Origin of the sequence: Mycobacterium sp. SMC-21 (assembly GCF_045310825.1) — a bacterium.
GTDB lineage: Bacteria > Actinomycetota > Actinomycetes > Mycobacteriales > Mycobacteriaceae > Mycobacterium.
On record NZ_JBJIAO010000003.1, the window covers coordinates 210599 to 225437 of the forward strand.

The 14839-nt window shown below is 67.8% G+C and carries 13 protein-coding genes; 10 read left to right on the forward strand and 3 right to left on the reverse strand.

Going from position 1 to position 14839, the window contains the following annotated elements; translation table 11 throughout:
• Positions 1-16: 16 nt before the first annotated feature.
• Both ACJH6H_RS04790 and ACJH6H_RS04795 read left to right on the forward strand, forming a co-directional pair.
• Positions 17-298, forward strand: a complete 282-nt coding sequence (locus ACJH6H_RS04790) for a pyrimidine/purine nucleoside phosphorylase (protein WP_406774353.1) — start codon at positions 17-19, stop codon at positions 296-298.
• A 78-nt stretch (positions 299-376) separates the two neighbouring features.
• Positions 377-1435: an alpha/beta hydrolase gene (locus tag ACJH6H_RS04795; protein WP_406774354.1), complete on the forward strand. Its 1059-nt coding sequence runs from the start codon at positions 377-379 to the stop codon at positions 1433-1435.
• On the opposite strand, the gene menJ is transcribed toward ACJH6H_RS04795, so the two are convergent.
• Entirely contained in the window at positions 1428-2648 is a 1221-nt protein-coding gene (gene menJ, locus ACJH6H_RS04800; RefSeq protein WP_406774355.1) for a menaquinone reductase, read from the reverse strand. The two genes, ACJH6H_RS04795 and menJ, sit on opposite strands and share 8 nt — an antisense overlap.
• A 21-nt stretch (positions 2649-2669) precedes the next feature.
• Here menJ and grcC1 point away from each other — a divergent pair, with 21 nt between their 5' ends.
• From grcC1 to ACJH6H_RS04815, 3 genes are all read left to right on the forward strand, one after another.
• A complete protein-coding gene (gene grcC1, locus ACJH6H_RS04805; protein ID WP_061003352.1) occupies positions 2670-3677 on the forward strand; it encodes a nonaprenyl/(2E,6E)-farnesyl/geranylgeranyl diphosphat synthase in 1008 nt (335 codons plus the stop codon).
• Between the two features lie 84 nt (positions 3678-3761).
• On the forward strand, positions 3762-4628 hold the full coding sequence (htpX, locus tag ACJH6H_RS04810; protein WP_133425383.1) for a zinc metalloprotease HtpX: 867 nt from the start codon (positions 3762-3764) through the stop codon (positions 4626-4628).
• Positions 4629-4934: 306 nt separating this feature from the next.
• Positions 4935-5651 (forward strand): DUF1326 domain-containing protein, encoded by a 717-nt coding sequence (locus tag ACJH6H_RS04815; protein WP_406774356.1) that lies wholly within the window; start codon positions 4935-4937, stop codon positions 5649-5651.
• An 84-nt stretch (positions 5652-5735) separates the two neighbouring features.
• On the opposite strand, the gene ACJH6H_RS04820 is transcribed toward ACJH6H_RS04815, so the two are convergent.
• On the reverse strand, positions 5736-7913 hold the full coding sequence (locus tag ACJH6H_RS04820; protein ID WP_135357656.1) for a bifunctional SulP family inorganic anion transporter/carbonic anhydrase: 2178 nt from the start codon (positions 7911-7913) through the stop codon (positions 5736-5738).
• A 465-nt stretch (positions 7914-8378) separates the two neighbouring features.
• Here ACJH6H_RS04820 and ACJH6H_RS04825 point away from each other — a divergent pair, with 465 nt between their 5' ends.
• The 4 genes from ACJH6H_RS04825 (at position 8379) to ACJH6H_RS04840 (ending at position 11794) form a co-directional block, all read left to right on the forward strand.
• Positions 8379-9161, forward strand: a complete 783-nt coding sequence (locus ACJH6H_RS04825) for a response regulator transcription factor (RefSeq protein WP_406774357.1) — start codon at positions 8379-8381, stop codon at positions 9159-9161.
• 19 nt (positions 9162-9180) lie between these two features.
• The gene (locus ACJH6H_RS04830; protein WP_406774402.1) at positions 9181-10752 is read left to right on the forward strand and encodes a sensor histidine kinase; all 1572 of its coding nucleotides are present in this window, start codon (positions 9181-9183) and stop codon (positions 10750-10752) included.
• Between the two features lie 138 nt (positions 10753-10890).
• Entirely contained in the window at positions 10891-11187 is a 297-nt protein-coding gene (locus ACJH6H_RS04835) for a hypothetical protein (RefSeq protein ID WP_212806991.1), read from the forward strand.
• Between the two features lie 49 nt (positions 11188-11236).
• Positions 11237-11794 carry a hypothetical protein gene (locus ACJH6H_RS04840; RefSeq protein WP_318985713.1) on the forward strand — a complete coding sequence of 186 codons (558 nt, stop codon included), beginning with the start codon at positions 11237-11239 and terminating at the stop codon, positions 11792-11794.
• 8 nt (positions 11795-11802) lie between these two features.
• Here ACJH6H_RS04840 and ACJH6H_RS04845 read toward each other — a convergent pair whose 3' ends face one another.
• On the reverse strand, positions 11803-12828 hold the full coding sequence (locus tag ACJH6H_RS04845) for an NAD(P)H-dependent glycerol-3-phosphate dehydrogenase (protein WP_212806989.1): 1026 nt from the start codon (positions 12826-12828) through the stop codon (positions 11803-11805).
• 126 nt (positions 12829-12954) lie between these two features.
• On the opposite strand from ACJH6H_RS04845, the gene ACJH6H_RS04850 reads away from it, so the two are divergent.
• Positions 12955-14808, forward strand: a complete 1854-nt coding sequence (locus tag ACJH6H_RS04850) for an alpha/beta hydrolase (protein WP_406774358.1) — start codon at positions 12955-12957, stop codon at positions 14806-14808.
• Positions 14809-14839: the final 31 nt, after the last annotated feature.

Here is a 14839-nt window from a genome sequence, read left to right on the forward strand (position 1 = left end):
AGTTCGAGGAGATGTGTTGTTCAAGGTCAATGAGTACTTCGATGGCAAGGTCGCATCGATCGCGTTCGCGCCCGCCGAGGGCCCCGCGACCGTCGGCGTCATGGCCGTCGGCGAATACGAATTCGGCACCTCGAGCCTCGAGATCATGCACGTGGTGTCCGGCGCCCTGACCGTCAAATTGCCCGGCAGCGAGGAGTGGGAAACCTTCGCCGCCGGAACGCAATTCACCGTGCCGGCCGACAGCAAGTTCGGCGTCCGGGTCGAGGTCGAGACCGCGTACCTCTGCGAATACCGGTAGCTTTCCGCCCACGGTGAACTTGGTCGCGACTTTTCGGAAAGTCGCGACCAAGTTCGCATTCGGCACCAAGATGGGGCCATGCCTTACGGACGCCTCGCTGACCCTGACCGCACCATCGGCACCGATCCCCGTGCCGACCCGCGCATGGTCAAGGCGCTCGCCGCGTTCGGCATGGACGGCCGACTGCCGGAAGCGCCCCTGACCGTCGACGCTCCGCTGGCGCAGCGCATCGAGTTCTCCAACTTCGCCGAGCAGGGGACCGGGGCGGTTCTCAAGATGTTCGGGGAGCAGGCCCCGCCCGCCGAGGGTGTCACGACTACGACGACCACCATCACCGGCGCCGACGGCAACGAGATCACGCTGTTCATCAGCCGGCCCACCGACGCCGACGGCCCGCTGCCGGGCCTGGTGCACCTGCACGGCGGCGGCATGGCGATCTGCAGCGCCGCGGACATCCAGTACGTCCGGCTGCGCGAAAACCTCGCCGCCGCAGGCCTTGTCGTCGTCGGCGTCGAGTTCCGCAACTCCGGCGGCGCGCTCGGTCCGCACCCGTTCCCGGCCGGCCTCGACGACTGCGCCGCGGGCGTTCGGTGGGCGGCGGCGAACAAAGCCGAGCTGGGGATCAGTCACGTCATCGTGTCGGGGGAGTCCGGCGGCGGCAACCTGACGCTGACGGTCGCGCTGAAAGCCAAGCGGGAAGGCTGGATCGGTGAGATCGCCGGCGTCTACGCCCAGTGCCCGTACATCTCGAACCGGTGGCTGGAGGACTGCGACGAGCTGCCGTCACTGCGGGAGAACGACCAGTACTTCATCAGCCGCCTGCAGCTCGCCCTGCTGGGCTCGATCTATGACCCGGACCAGCAGCACGCGCAGGATGGCACCTGCTGGGCCGCCGAGGCCACCGATCTGGAGCTGGAAGGCCTTCCGCCGCACGTCATTTCGGTCAACGAGCTCGACCCGCTGCGCGACGAGGGCCTGATCTACTACCGCAGGCTGGCCGCGGCCGGCGTCAGCGCCGTCGGCCGGATCGTCGCGGGCACCTGCCATGCCGGGGACATCCTGCTCGCCGGTGCCATGCCCGACGTCTTCGCCGCAACGGTGCGCGACATCGTCGGGTTCGCGCGGTCGGTCAGCTGAACGGCTTGCGCTGATCCAACCGGCGCGAACCGCGTCCGGCGCGGCGCCAGAGGCGGGCGACCATGTCGGTGTCCTCCTCGGTCACCAGGTTGCCCATGGCCCGCACCGCGACCGTCATCAGGTACTGCGACCGCATCGCGACGGGCCCCGTCAGCGGCAGGAACTTCGGGATCGTCAACAGGATGGCCAAGCGGCGGGCCACCGAGAACCCGGCGGCGTAGTGCTGCTGCAGCAGTGCGGGCCAGGCCGCGCTCAGGTCACCCGAGCCGAGTAGGTCGGCAGCGAGCCGGCCGGTCTCCAGGCCGTAGTCGATGCCCTCGCCGTTGAGCGGGTTGACGCATGCCGCCGCATCACCGACCAGCATCCAGTTCGGTCCCGCGACCCCGGACACGGCGCCGCCCATCGGCAGCAGCGCCGACTTGGCCAGCCGCGGCTGACCTTCGAAGCCCCACTCGTCGCGGCGCAGGTTGGTGTAGTGGGCCAGTAGCGGGCGCAGCGCGGCGTCGGCCGGACGTTTCTCGGTGGCCAGCGCACCCACGCCGATGTTCACGTCGCCGTTGCCCAGCGGGAAGATCCAGCCGTAGCCCGGCAGCACCTCCCCCGCGGGGGAGCGCAGCTCCAGGTGCGACGTGATCCACGGCTCGGCGTGCCGCGGCGTCGCGATGTAGGCGCGGATCGCGACGCCGTACACCGTCTCCTGGTGCCATTGCCGGCCCAGGACACGGCCCAGCGTCGAGCGGGCGCCGTCGGCCACGACGAGTTCGGTGCAGCTCACCTCTTGTCCGTCGTCGAGCTGCAACGTGGTCACCCGGCCGGCCGCATCGTGGGAGACGGCGACGGCCTTGACGCCCAGCAGCATCTTCGCCCCGGAGTCGGCGGCGACCTGACGAATCCGGTCGTCGAGCTCGGCGCGGGGAACCGCGCTGCTGGTGGCCGGGAACGACGGCCCCGGCCAGCGCACCTCGCGCTGCGCGCCGAAGCCGGCCAGCCGCAGCCCGTGGTGGCTGACGTGGCCGTCGAGCCAATCGCCGAGTCCCAGCTCACGCAGTTCGGCAATGGCCCGCGGCGTCAGCCCGTCGCCGCAGGCCTTGTCCCGGGGAAACTGCGCCGAGTCGATCACCAGGACGTCGCGGCCCCGGCGCGCTGCCCAGGCGGCAGCGGCGGAACCTGCCGGCCCGGCTCCGACCACGACCACATCTGCGTGCACGACCATGCCGCCCAGTATGTTGGACCCATGAAGACACCAGCGACAGTGGTCGCGGGCGTGGACTTTGGTGACGCCGCCTTCGCCGCGCAGGTTCGTGACGCGGTCGCGCGCATCGAAGACCTGATGTCGACCGAGCTGGGCAAAGCCGACGAGCTGATGGCCGAAGCGGTCCAGCACCTGTTCCAGGCCGGTGGCAAGCGGTTCCGTCCGCTGTTCACCGTGTTGTCGGCGTCGCTGGGGCCGGACCCCGACAACAACGACGTCGCGATCGCCGGCGCCGTCATCGAGCTGGTGCACCTGGCGACGCTCTACCACGACGACGTCATGGACGAGGCGCAGGTGCGGCGCGGCGCGGACAGCGCCAACGCCCGCTGGGGCAACAACATCGCGATCCTGGCCGGCGACTACCTGTTCGCCACCGCCTCGCGGCTGGTGTCCCGGCTGGGGCCCGACGCGGTGCGCGTCATCGCCGACACCTTCGCCCAGCTGGTGACCGGCCAGATGCGCGAGACCCGTGGCGCCCTCGAAGGCGCCGACCCCGTCGAGCACTACCTGAAGGTCGTGTACGAGAAGACGTCATGCCTGATCGAGGCGTCCGGCCGGTTCGGTGCGACGTTCTCCGGCTCCGATGAGGAGCAGATCGAGCGGCTGAGCCGGCTCGGCGGCATCGTCGGCACCATCTTCCAGATCTCCGACGACATCATCGACATCGACAGCGATCCCGACGAATCGGGCAAGGTGCCGGGAACCGATCTGCGCGAAGGCGTACACACCCTGCCGGTGCTGTACGCGCTGCAGGAGACCGGACCCGACGCCGACCGGCTGCGGGTGTTGCTGGCCAAGCCCATCGACAACGACGCCGACCTCGCCGAGGCGCTGGCGCTGCTGCGCGCGTCGCAGGGCATGGTCGAGGCCAAGCGCACCGTTCAGCGCTTCGCCGCGGACGCTCGCGCCGAGTTGGACAACCTGCCGGATCTGCCCGGCCGGTTGGCGCTGCTCAACCTGGTCGAGTACACCGCTGACCGCCACGGCTGACCTCCCACCGGGACACCCTGGAACCAGGCACCAGTTGCCGAGCGTTCAATTCAGTGAGTTTGACTGCGCTGGAGGAGGTAGCCGATGACGTGGAATCCGCACGCGAACACCGCGAAGACGTTCGCGCTGCTGGCGGGCTTCTCGACGCTCATCGTGCTGATCGGGTCGCTGTTCGGCAAGAACATCATGTACCTGGCGGTGCTGTTCGCCATCGGCATGAACGCCTACGTCTACTTCAACAGCGCCAAGATGGCGCTGCGGGCCATGCACGCACAGCCGGTCAGCGAGATGCAGGCGCCCGCGATGTACCGCATCGTCCGCGAGCTCGCCACCACCGCGCGCCAGCCGATGCCGCAGCTGTACATCAGCGACACCGACGCCCCCAACGCGTTCGCCACGGGGCGCAATCCCCGCAATGCCGCGGTCTGCTGCACGACGGGCATCCTGAACATCCTCACCGAGCGCGAGCTACGCGCCGTGCTGGGGCATGAGCTGTCGCACGTCTACAACCGCGACATCCTGATCTCGTGCGTCGCGGGCGCCATGGCGTCGGTGGTGACCGCACTGGTCAACGTCGCTTACTTCATCGGCATGTTCGGCGGCGGCGACCGCGACGACCGGCCCAATCCCTTTGTCCTGCTCGTGCTTTCGATCGTCGGCCCGCTGGCCGCGACCATCATCCGGCTGGCGGTGTCGCGCTCACGCGAGTACCAGGCCGACCAGTCGGGCGCCGAGCTGACGGGTGACCCGCTGGCGCTGGCGAGCGCGCTGCGCAAGATCAGCGCCGGCGTGCAACAGGCCCCGCTGCCGCCCGAGCCGCAGCTGGCCGACCAGGCCCACCTGATGATCGCCAACCCGTTCCGGGCCGGCGAGAAGATCGGCAAGCTGTTCTCGACGCACCCACCCATCGAGGACCGCATCGCGCGCCTGGAGCGTATGGCGGGGCGGTAGTTCCGCGGAGTTGCCCGCGCTTCTGCGTTGACCCTGCGTTGAGGGTCTTGGTTACTCGGACTTTTGGGCCCTGGTTGCAGGGTCAACGGCACCCGCGGCTGATTCCCTATTGACCCTGCGTTGAGGGTCGTCGTCTCTCGCACTTTTTCGCCCTGGCTTCAGGGTGGATGCAGCACTGCCCGGTCAGGCTCGCCAAACTCATAGAAACATACCCCCTGGGGGTACTTGACGCACGCTCGCCGCGCTGCGTAACGTCGTCCACGTCAGGTACCCCCAGGGGGTATGCAAACGAGAAGGGATTCAGCGATGACGGTGGCGGCAACTCCGAAGACCGATTGGCATCTACGCGGCGAGTGGTTCGATGTGTGCAGCTGCAAACTGCCCTGCCCGTGCAGCTTCGCGCAGGAGCCCACGCACGGCGACTGCCTGTTCACTCTCGTCTGGCAGGTGCACGAAGGGCATTACGGCACAACCGATCTCAGCGGTCTCGGGGTGGTGGCCCTGGGTGAGTTCGCCGGCAACATGTGGATCGGCGACCCGGACGCCACCATGAAGCTGATGTTCTACATCGACGAGAAGGCCGACGCCGATCAGCGCGCGGCTCTGGAGCGGATCTTCCGCGGCGACGAGGGCGGCTGGCCGGGGGAGTTTGGCAGTCTGATCAGCGAGCTGCGGGGCATCGAGTACGCGCCGATCAACTTCGCCGCGGCCGACGACCTCGCCTACTGGCGGGCGGAGATTCCGGGCAAGGTCGACGTCCGCGTCGACGCGCTGACGGGGCCGACGGCCGATCCGAACCGTCGCGTGACGACCGTCAACGCTCCGGGCGCGGAAGTCGGCCCGGGCCAGGTGGCGACGTGGGGCGTGGTCAAGAAGGCCGACGCCGTCGGCTTCGACTTCTCCCACGAGTACCTCGGCGTCTCCAGCAAGCACTTCCCGTTCGACTGGCGGCCCGACGGCGAACTGCCGAACGTCGAGTTGCCGTCCGCCGCGGAGGCGGCCGGCGGATGCTGCTGCGGCTGAGCTGACGAGGACCCGGAAATGACACTGCGCCCAGGGCCTGCCGCTCTCGCGGGGTACGGCCCTGGGCACAGGATCAATCAGGTACTACTCGGCAACCTCGACCAGACGGTCCACGCTGACCGGCGTCACCCGGAGGGCGGCCGCGGTGCCGATGTCATAGAACAACCCGATCACCTCGAGGTCGCCGGCGCGGTGCCGGGCCCGGACCAGCGGGTGGGCGGCGAGGGTCTGCGCCTGAAGTGCGACGTTGACCATCGACAGCTGGTCGACGACGCCGAACCCTTCCTCGGCCGCGGCGACGGCCACGGGGTGCCGGCCCTCGTCGAAGGCGCGCAACGTCGCATCGCCGTGCTCCAGCCAGGTGTGCAGGTGCTCGTCGTGACCCTGATCGCCGCCCAGCAGCGCGGTCATGGCGCCGCAGCTGGAGTGGCCGCACACCACGATCGACGAGACCTCCAGGACCTCGACGGCGAAGGCGATGGCCGCCTCGACCGAGGCGTCGGCGCGTCCCTCCGGGATCAGGTTGCCGACGTTGCGGACCGTCAGCAGGTCACCGGGGCCACTGCTGGTGATGACGTTGGGCACGACCCGCGAGTCGACGCAGGTGATGAACAGCGTCTCCGGCTTCTCGGTGTGGGCCAGGTCTTCCATGTGCGGGCGCAGCACGGGTGCGGTGCGGCGGTGGTAGGTCTCCAGGCCCTCCATCACAGAAGAGGTCTGCGGCTGCGACTTCCACGGGACGACACCCGAGCGCTTGTCGAACGGCGTGAACGTGCGGGTCGGCGGACCGGCCGCCGCGCTGTGCAGCTCGGCGGTGCCGTGCTCGTGAATCTCGACGGAGCCACCGCCGGCGATGTGCTGGCGCTTCCACTCGTCGATGGTCTCGTGGGCGGCGTGGTCGATGAAGTCCACCGACAGCTCGACGGTGACGTCGGAACCGGTCGGCACCGAAGCCAGAGCCGAGGTCAGGCGCGGCAGCGACAGGAAGCTGACCGAGCCCTCGATCACGATGCGCCAGTCGTTGCCGGCGACGTGCTCTGTGACGATCTTGGCCCGGATGACGCGCCACACCGTCAGGGCGACCGCCAGGGCGAGGCCGATCAGCACACCCTCGAGCAGGTTGAGGAAGACGACGCCGAGCACCGTGATGGCGTAAACCGCGATATCGCCTGTGCGCCGGGCGGTTTCGATGTGCACCTTCTTGACCAACTGGCAGCCGATGACGATCAGCAGGCCGGCGAGCGCCGACGTCGGGATCAGCTGGGCCAGGCCGGCGAACGGCACCGCGAACAGCAGGATCCAGAACCCGTGCAGGATGGCCGAAGCCCGGGTCTTGGCGCCCGCGGCGACGTTGGTCGAGCTGCGCACGATGACGCCGGTGACGGGCAGGCCGCCGATGGCGCCGGAGATGGTGTTGGCCGCGCCCTGGCCGATCAGCTCACGGTCGAAGTTGGTGCGCGGGCCGTTGTGCATGCGGTCGACCGAGACGGCCGACAGCAGGCTCTCGACGCTGGCGATGAGGGCGACGGTCAGGACGCCCGCGAAGACGGCGGCCCACTGTCCGTCGGGCAGGGTCGGCAAAGACAGCGAGTCCAGCAGCGAGCCGTTGATCTGAATGCGCTTGACGTCGAACGGCAGCAGAACGGACAGCGCCGTCACACCGACGATGGCGACCAGCGGACCGGGGATCCGGTTGACGGGTGCCGGCACCCAGCGCCACGCCACGAGCGTGACGATGACCAGCATGCCGAGCACGAAGCCGGGGCCGTGGACGTTCATCAGCTGCGCCGGCAGCTCGTGGATGTTCTCCCACGCGCTGCTGTTGGACTTGCCGCCCAGCAGCACGTGCAGCTGCTGCAGCGCGATGGTGATGCCGATGCCCGCGAGCATGGCGTGGACGACGACCGGCGAGATGGCCAGCGCGGCCCGGGCCACGCGGCTGAGGCCGAACAGAATCTGGAGGATGCCGGCGCCGACGGTGATGGCGCACGTCACGCCCCAGCCGAATTGGGCGATCAATCCGGCGACGACGACGGTCAGGCCGGCGGCCGGTCCGCTCACCTGCAGCGGCGAGCCGCCGAGCGCGCCGGCGACGATGCCGCCGACGATGGCGGCGATGATGCCGGCCAGGATGGGCGCGTTGGACGCGACGGCGATGCCGAGCGACAGTGGGAGTGCCACCAGGAATACGACAAGTGACGCAGGCAGGTCGTAGCGCAGTATGGCGCGTAGACCCTTTGCCGGCGGGGCGGTTTCTAGCATGCCTAGGTTTCCGTTCTCCGATTGTTGTCCGACGGACACATGTGCAGATGCGCTGCGCGAGTTTCGGTCCGCACACCCGCCGACACCATTGTCGATTAAACATGTTGCGAGACAACATGTTTCAGAACTGTTCGACGGTCGCCGACGATAAGCGACGTCAATTGCTAAGTGTGAGAGTATTTATCGCCAGACAGGGTCGCAAGGCGAGGAAGAGTTCCCATAGAGAACGCAAATCTTCTCCGTGGGCCAGAGGGTTGATCGATTGGGCGACCTGGGATACCGGCTTGAATCGATCCGGTCGGTATGCTCGTGATTGGGGGTCCGACCAGTCAAGATCACTGTATTGCAACGATTCTCGCGCATCACATCGGCTCAGGTAAGTGACGTGAGTCATATCCAGGGACTAATATTTGAACTCGGTATGAACGCAGTGACAATTTTCTGTGTTCTCAACACAATGGAAGAATGACAACGATGTCGGTACCACCACGAGAGGGTCACCCCCGGGCCGCCGTGCTCGGCCAGCTGCCGCGCATGGAACGTGCCGACGGATCCCCCATCCGGGTGTTGCTGGTCGACGACGAGCCGGCGCTGACCAACCTGGTCAAGATGGCGCTGCACTACGAGGGCTGGGTCGTCGAGGTTGCGCACAACGGCCGCGACGCGGTGACCAAGTTCGGCGAGATGGAACCGGATCTCGTCGTGCTGGACATCATGCTGCCCGACACCGACGGCCTGCAGTTGCTGCAGCGGGTCCGTGCGGCCGAGGGCTACACCCCGACGCTCTTCCTCACCGCGCGCGACTCCGTGATGGACCGCGTCACGGGGCTGACCGCCGGCGCCGACGACTACATGACCAAGCCGTTCAGCCTCGAAGAGCTGGTGGCCCGGCTGCGTGGACTGCTGCGCCGGTCCAGTCAGCTCGCGCCGGAGTCCGACGAGGTGCTCAAGGTCGGCGACATGGTCCTCAACGGCGCCAGCCGGGAGGTGACCCGGGCCGGCGAGCCGATCGCGTTGACCGTCACCGAGTTCGAACTGCTCCGGTACCTGATGCGGAACCCGCGCCGGGCCATCGCCCGTGCGGAGATCCTCGACCGGGTGTGGAACTACGGATTCGGTGGCAAGTCGAGCATCGTCGACCTCTACATCTCGTATCTGCGCAAGAAGATCGACACCGATCGTGAACCGATGATCCACACAGTGCGCGGCGTGGGCTACATGCTGCGCCCTGCCGGCACGGAGGACTAACCTGCCCGAGGTGACGCGTGTGACCCGGGTGCCGACTCGAGTACTCGCCCGTACGCCGGTTCGGGCGCCCTGGTGGCGTCCGCGCACCCTGCGCCGACGCCTCGTCTTCGGCGTCACGTCGCTGGTCACCGTGGTGCTGCTGGCGGTCGGGGTGCTGTCGGTGTACAGCCTGCACAGCTACGTCTCGGCGATGAGCGACGCCGAACTCGAGCGCTCGCTCGACGCCCTCGGTCATTCCTACGACCGCTTGGAGATCAAACGCGGCGACCCGGCCCACCCGATCGACGCCGGCGAAGACGGCCTGACGGCCTTCGGTGGCCAGGCGCCCGGAAACCTCATCGCGGTGCTGCACAAGGGCGTCGTCGTGCAGTCGGCGGTGTTCCCCGACGGCGAACCGAAGCCCGTCCAGCCCGACGTCGTCAAGGCCGTCAGCGGGCAGCAGTGGACCAACCTCGGGCCGCGGACGGTGAAGCTGCCGCGACTCGGCTGGTACCGCATGGCCGGACAGGACGCCGGCGGCGGTGACGTGCTGGTCTCGGGCGTGTCCATGGAGGACGCCAACAGTGTGGTGGCGCGCAAGACCGTCGCGGTCGCGGTCATGACACTGCTGGCCATCGCGCTGACCGCGGTCGGCACCATCGCGGTGGTGAACTATGCGCTGCGGCCGCTGAGCCGCGTGGCCTCGACGGCGGCGAAGGTGGCGACCCGGCAGTTCGGCAGCGAGGACCACCGCATCACCGAACGGGTCCGGCCGGAGGACACCGACCCGCGCACCGAGGTCGGCATCGTGGGGGACACGCTCAACAAACTGCTGGACAACGTCGACAGTGCGCTCGCCGAACTCGCCGCGTCGCACCGCCGGACGCGGCAATTCCTCACCGACGCCAGCCACGAGTTGCGGACACCGCTGGCCGCCATCCGCGGGTACGCCGAACTGACCCGTCAGGACAGCGCCGCACTGCCCGAGACCACCGAATACGCGCTGGCCCGCATCGAGGCAGAGGCGCAGCGGATGTCCGGTCTGGTGGAGGACCTGCTGCTGATCTCGCGGCTCGAGGAGCATCAGGATCTCGAGACCGACGACGTCGAGCTGTGCGACCTGGTGATCAATGCCGTCAACGACGCCGCGGTGTCGTCGCCCGCGCACCGCTGGCGCTCGCGCCTGCCCGACGTGCCGGTGTGGGTCCGCGGCGACCCGGCCCGGTTGCATCAGGTGATCGGCAATCTGCTGGCCAACGCACGCGTCCACACGCCCGCCGGAGTATCGGTCACGACCAGCCTGACACCGGGTCCCGGATATGTGGAATTGACCGTCGCCGATGACGGCCCGGGAATTCCGGAAGAATTGTTGCCGAATTTGTTCGACAGATTTGTGGTCGCCGACAAATCGCGTTCTCGCGTGCTCGGCAGCACGGGGCTCGGCCTGGCGATCGTGTCGACGATCGTCAGAGCGCACGGCGGCCGCGTGAAGGTCGAATCGAACACTGCGGGAACGATTTTCCGGGTGCGGCTGCCGATGGACCGGGAAGTCGGGGAGTACGTGACGGTGAGCGAGTCGCACAATCCGCACGTATCCGAGTCGACTGTTTGAATTTCGCCTGAATTCGGCATGATTCATGCGGATATCCGTATGGGTTCGGCCTGAGAATGCGTTTCTCGCCCATTTCCGCGACTACCGTCGAAGTTATTGATCCAGCGCTGTCGGCGCTGGATGCGGAAAGGGAAAACCATGAAGAGTTCCACCAAGATCTCGGCCGGGACCGGAATCGTCCTGGCCCTGCTGGTCGCGGCGGCCGCACCGGCCACGGCGCGGCCCGTGGTGCCGCCGGCGCCCGGGGAATCCGCGACGCAGACGATCCATCGGCTGCAGACCGAGGGCTTCCGGGTGATCGAGTCGCGGGTCGGCAGCGGATCCATCGAGGATTGCACCGTCACCGCCGTCCGGCACGGGCGTGAGCTGTCGAGCCAGGAGGGCAAGCTGCGCGGGCAGAGCACCACGGTCTACGTCGACCTCGGCTGCAAGTGATTTGCGGCTGACGCTGCGAGGCGTGGTCATTGGGTTCTACTCTGAGCAGGTGTTCAGCAGAATCCTGATCGGTGCGGCGGTGGCCGCTGGGGCGATCTCGTTGGTGCCGGGTGTTGCCGCGGCGGCTCCGCCACCGGAGCCGGTGCCCCCGCCGCCGGGACCCGCCGCGCCGAACCTCAACGGATTCAAGCCCGTCACCCCGTCGACCTACGCCAGCAAGGACGGGACGTTCTACATGTTCCAGGCCCCCGGCGGTCTGACGTGCATCATGCGCCGCAACGAAGGCGAGTACGGCTGTAGCGGCCCGATGCCGGGCGCTCCCGAAGGCACCAACGTCGTCGTCGGTCAGCAGGTGGGCGCGCCGGCGTTCAACACCCTGAACGGGCCGAAGTACGTCGGCGAGATGCCCGGGGCGGTCCAGACCCTGCCGGCCGGCTCGCGGATCACCTACCGCAACATCACGTGCGGCACCGACGGCACCATGACGGCGTGCGTCAACAGCTTCGACCAGTCCGGTTTCGTGGTCAGCCCGGCCGGCAGCTTCATCGTCAACGAGTCGAATCCGTTGCTGGACAGGCCGAAAGACCGCAACCCCTACTTCAACTGATCCCGAGGTCAGAACCCTGCGCCGTGGACCTCGTGCCCGGGTTTCTCGAGCATGAGGCCGGCGTAGGCGTCCTCGACCGTGCAGCCGTGGTTGATCACCCGGTCCACCTCACGCGCGATCGGCATGCTCAGCCCGTGCGTCTCGGCGAATTCCATGATCACGCTGGCGGCCTTGACGCCTTCGGCGACCTGGTTCATCGAGGCGATGATCTCGTCGATGGGCTTGCCCTGGCCCAGCTGCTCGCCGACGTGCCGGTTGCGGCTGCGCTGGCTGGTACAGGTGACGATCAGGTCGCCCATGCCGGCCAGGCCCGCGAAGGTGTCACGGTTGCCGCCCATCGCCACGCCGAGCTTGGACATCTCGGCCACTGCGCGCGCCATCACCATCGCGCGGGTGTTCTCGCCGATGCCCAATGAGTAGCCCATGCCGACGGAGATCGCGTACACGTTCTTGAGCGCCCCGGCCATCTCGACACCGATCACGTCGTCGGTGGTGTAGGTGCGAAACCGCCTGGTGCGGAACAGGCCTGCGAGATTGGCGGCGAGATGCTGGTCCGGCATCGCGAGCACCGCGGCGGCGGCGTATCCCTCGGCGACCTCGCGGGCGATGTTGGGCCCGGCCAGGATTCCTGCCGGGTGCCCCGGCAGCACCTCGTCGACGATCTGGCTCATGCGCATGTTGGTGCCCTGCTCGAGGCCCTTGACCAACGACACCACCGGGACCCACGGCCGCAGTTCCTTGGCCAGCTCGCCCAGCACGTTGCGGAAGCCGTGCGACGGCACACCCATCACGATGACGTCGGCGCTGTTGGCTGCTTCGGAGAAGTCGGTGGTCGCCCGCAGCGATTCGGGCAGTGCCACGCCGTCACCCAGATAGCGGCTGTTGCAATGCTTTTCATTGATGTCGGCCGCGGTTTCCGCGGACCGTACCCACTGCAGCGTCGGGCCCCGGCGCGCACAGATCGAGGCCACCGTGGTGCCCCAGGACCCGCCACCGAGAACGACGACGGTCGGTACGCGCTGCGCTGATGCCATGGCGACAGGTTATGTCGCCGGGACGAGCGGAGCGGCGGGATTCGCGGAGTGTCTAGGTTTGTGTCGGTTGGTACCGCCACGCTGTGCGACGATCGAAGGAGCGATCGCCGAGGGGGTGCGGCAGGGGTGACGGTGACGGTGTCGCGCGTGCGCGCGGCGAAGCCTGGGACGATGCTCGACGCCGCCGATGACGTACGGACCACGTCGGCCGCGCTGGAGATCGTGATCGGCGTCGAGCGCGGCCAGCTGGCCAATTTGAAAGCGAACTGGCAGGGGCAGGCGAGCGACGCCGCAATCGCCAAGGCACAGCAGCTGATCGATGAGCAGGAGGCTTACCGGGCCCGGCTGGACAAGCTGGCCAAGGCGCTCACCGACGGCGGTAATCAGCTCACCTCGCTGCGCAGCACCCTGCTCGAATTCGTCGACACGGCCCTCATGCTGGGGTTCTCGGTCCGCGACGACGGCGTGGTCACCCCACAGCAGTGGCTGGTCGGCGACTTGGGACCCCTCAAGAAAGCGGCCGAGTTCTTCACCGAATCCATTCAGGAGCAACTGAAGGCCTTCGAGACCACCGACACGCTCACCGCCACGGCGATCGACCAGGCAGTACAGGGCCAGAAGCCCTCGGCGCCGGTCAACATCGGCGGGCAGGACATCCAGATTCCGCCGCCGGGGACCAACCCCGAGGACGTCAACAAGTGGTGGAACGCACTGACGCCGGAGCAGCAACAGCAGCTGATCGCCCGGCATCCGCCGGAATTGGGCAACCTCAACGGTGTCCCGGCCAGTGCCCGGGACGCCGTCAATCAGCAGGTGATGAACGACGACCTGAACCGGGTCCGCGACGTCGCGGGCCGCAATCACGTGTCAGAGGACGACGTCCTCAAGGACCCCGCCCGGTACGGGCTGACGCAAACCGACGCCACGCGGTTCTACAACGCCCGGCGCACCAGCGAAGGTCTCGCGCACCAGCGCGGGTCCGGCACCGACTCGAAGCGGGAACGTCCCGTCATGCTGTGGGCTTATCAACCGGAGGCGGATGGCGGCCAGGGGCGGGCGGCCATCTGCCTCGGGAACCCCGACACCGCGGACAATACGACGGTGATCGTGCCCGGCACCGGCAGCAGCGTCCACGACGGCTGGCTGGCCGACGGCCACGACGATGCGATTCACGTGTACGACCAGGCGAGGCTGGCCGACCCGAACCGCTCCACCGCGGTGATGATGTGGATGGGCTACGACGCGCCCGACAGCTTCACCGATCCGCGCATCGCGAACCCGACCCTGGCCAGGCAGGGTGGCGACTTACTGGCCGCCGACGTCAACGGGCTGGCTGCGACGCATCAGGGTGCGTCCCACGTCACGGTGATGGGTCACTCGTACGGGTCCACCACGGTTGCCGATGCGTGCGCGGGCAGCGGTATGAAAGTCAATGATGTCGTGTTGATCGGTTGTCCTGGAACAGATTTGGCGCATAGTGCCGCGGACTTCCACGTCAACGGTGGCCAGGTGTATGTCGGGGCGGCATCGACCGATCCCGTCGCCCGACTTGGGATGGGCGGTCCGGGCGCGGCGCAATGGCTGAACGCGCAACTCGGTAATCCGCTGGGGCCGGTCGCCGGTCTGGGGACCGATCCATCGGCAGACGGGTTCGGCGCCACGCGGTTCCGGGCCGAGGTGGCCGGGGAAACCGGCTGGAGCATTCACGATCACTCGAAGTACTACGACATGGGCAGTGAGTCGTTGCGGGCGATGACCGACATCGCCAGCGGGCACAGCGAACGCCTCGCGACCGACGGACTCCTGGCCGAGGACCGGCACCGGCCGACCATCTCGACACCCGACCACATCGACCTGCCGTTCGGCATCGACGTCCCAGTACCGCACGTCGACATCCCCATCCCCGGGACCCCGGCATATTCGGATCCCGAATCCAATCGCCCAGGTGAGACGGTGAAGAACGACCATGAGTACAAGTAGTCGATATCGCGTCGGTACAGCGGCTGTCGCC

Coding starts and splice junctions, on each gene's coding strand:
- ACJH6H_RS04795 (WP_406774354.1), top strand. CDS start 377: ATGCCTTACGGACGCCTCGCTGACCCTGACCGCACCATCGGCACCGAT.
- ACJH6H_RS04845 (WP_212806989.1), bottom strand. CDS start 12,828: ATGGCATCAGCGCAGCGCGTACCGACCGTCGTCGTTCTCGGTGGCGGG.
- ACJH6H_RS04825 (WP_406774357.1), top strand. CDS start 8,379: ATGACAACGATGTCGGTACCACCACGAGAGGGTCACCCCCGGGCCGCC.
- ACJH6H_RS04835 (WP_212806991.1), top strand. CDS start 10,891: ATGAAGAGTTCCACCAAGATCTCGGCCGGGACCGGAATCGTCCTGGCC.
- menJ (WP_406774355.1), bottom strand. CDS start 2,648: ATGGTCGTGCACGCAGATGTGGTCGTGGTCGGAGCCGGGCCGGCAGGT.
- htpX (WP_133425383.1), top strand. CDS start 3,762: ATGACGTGGAATCCGCACGCGAACACCGCGAAGACGTTCGCGCTGCTG.
- ACJH6H_RS04815 (WP_406774356.1), top strand. CDS start 4,935: ATGACGGTGGCGGCAACTCCGAAGACCGATTGGCATCTACGCGGCGAG.
- grcC1 (WP_061003352.1), top strand. CDS start 2,670: ATGAAGACACCAGCGACAGTGGTCGCGGGCGTGGACTTTGGTGACGCC.
- ACJH6H_RS04820 (WP_135357656.1), bottom strand. CDS start 7,913: ATGCTAGAAACCGCCCCGCCGGCAAAGGGTCTACGCGCCATACTGCGC.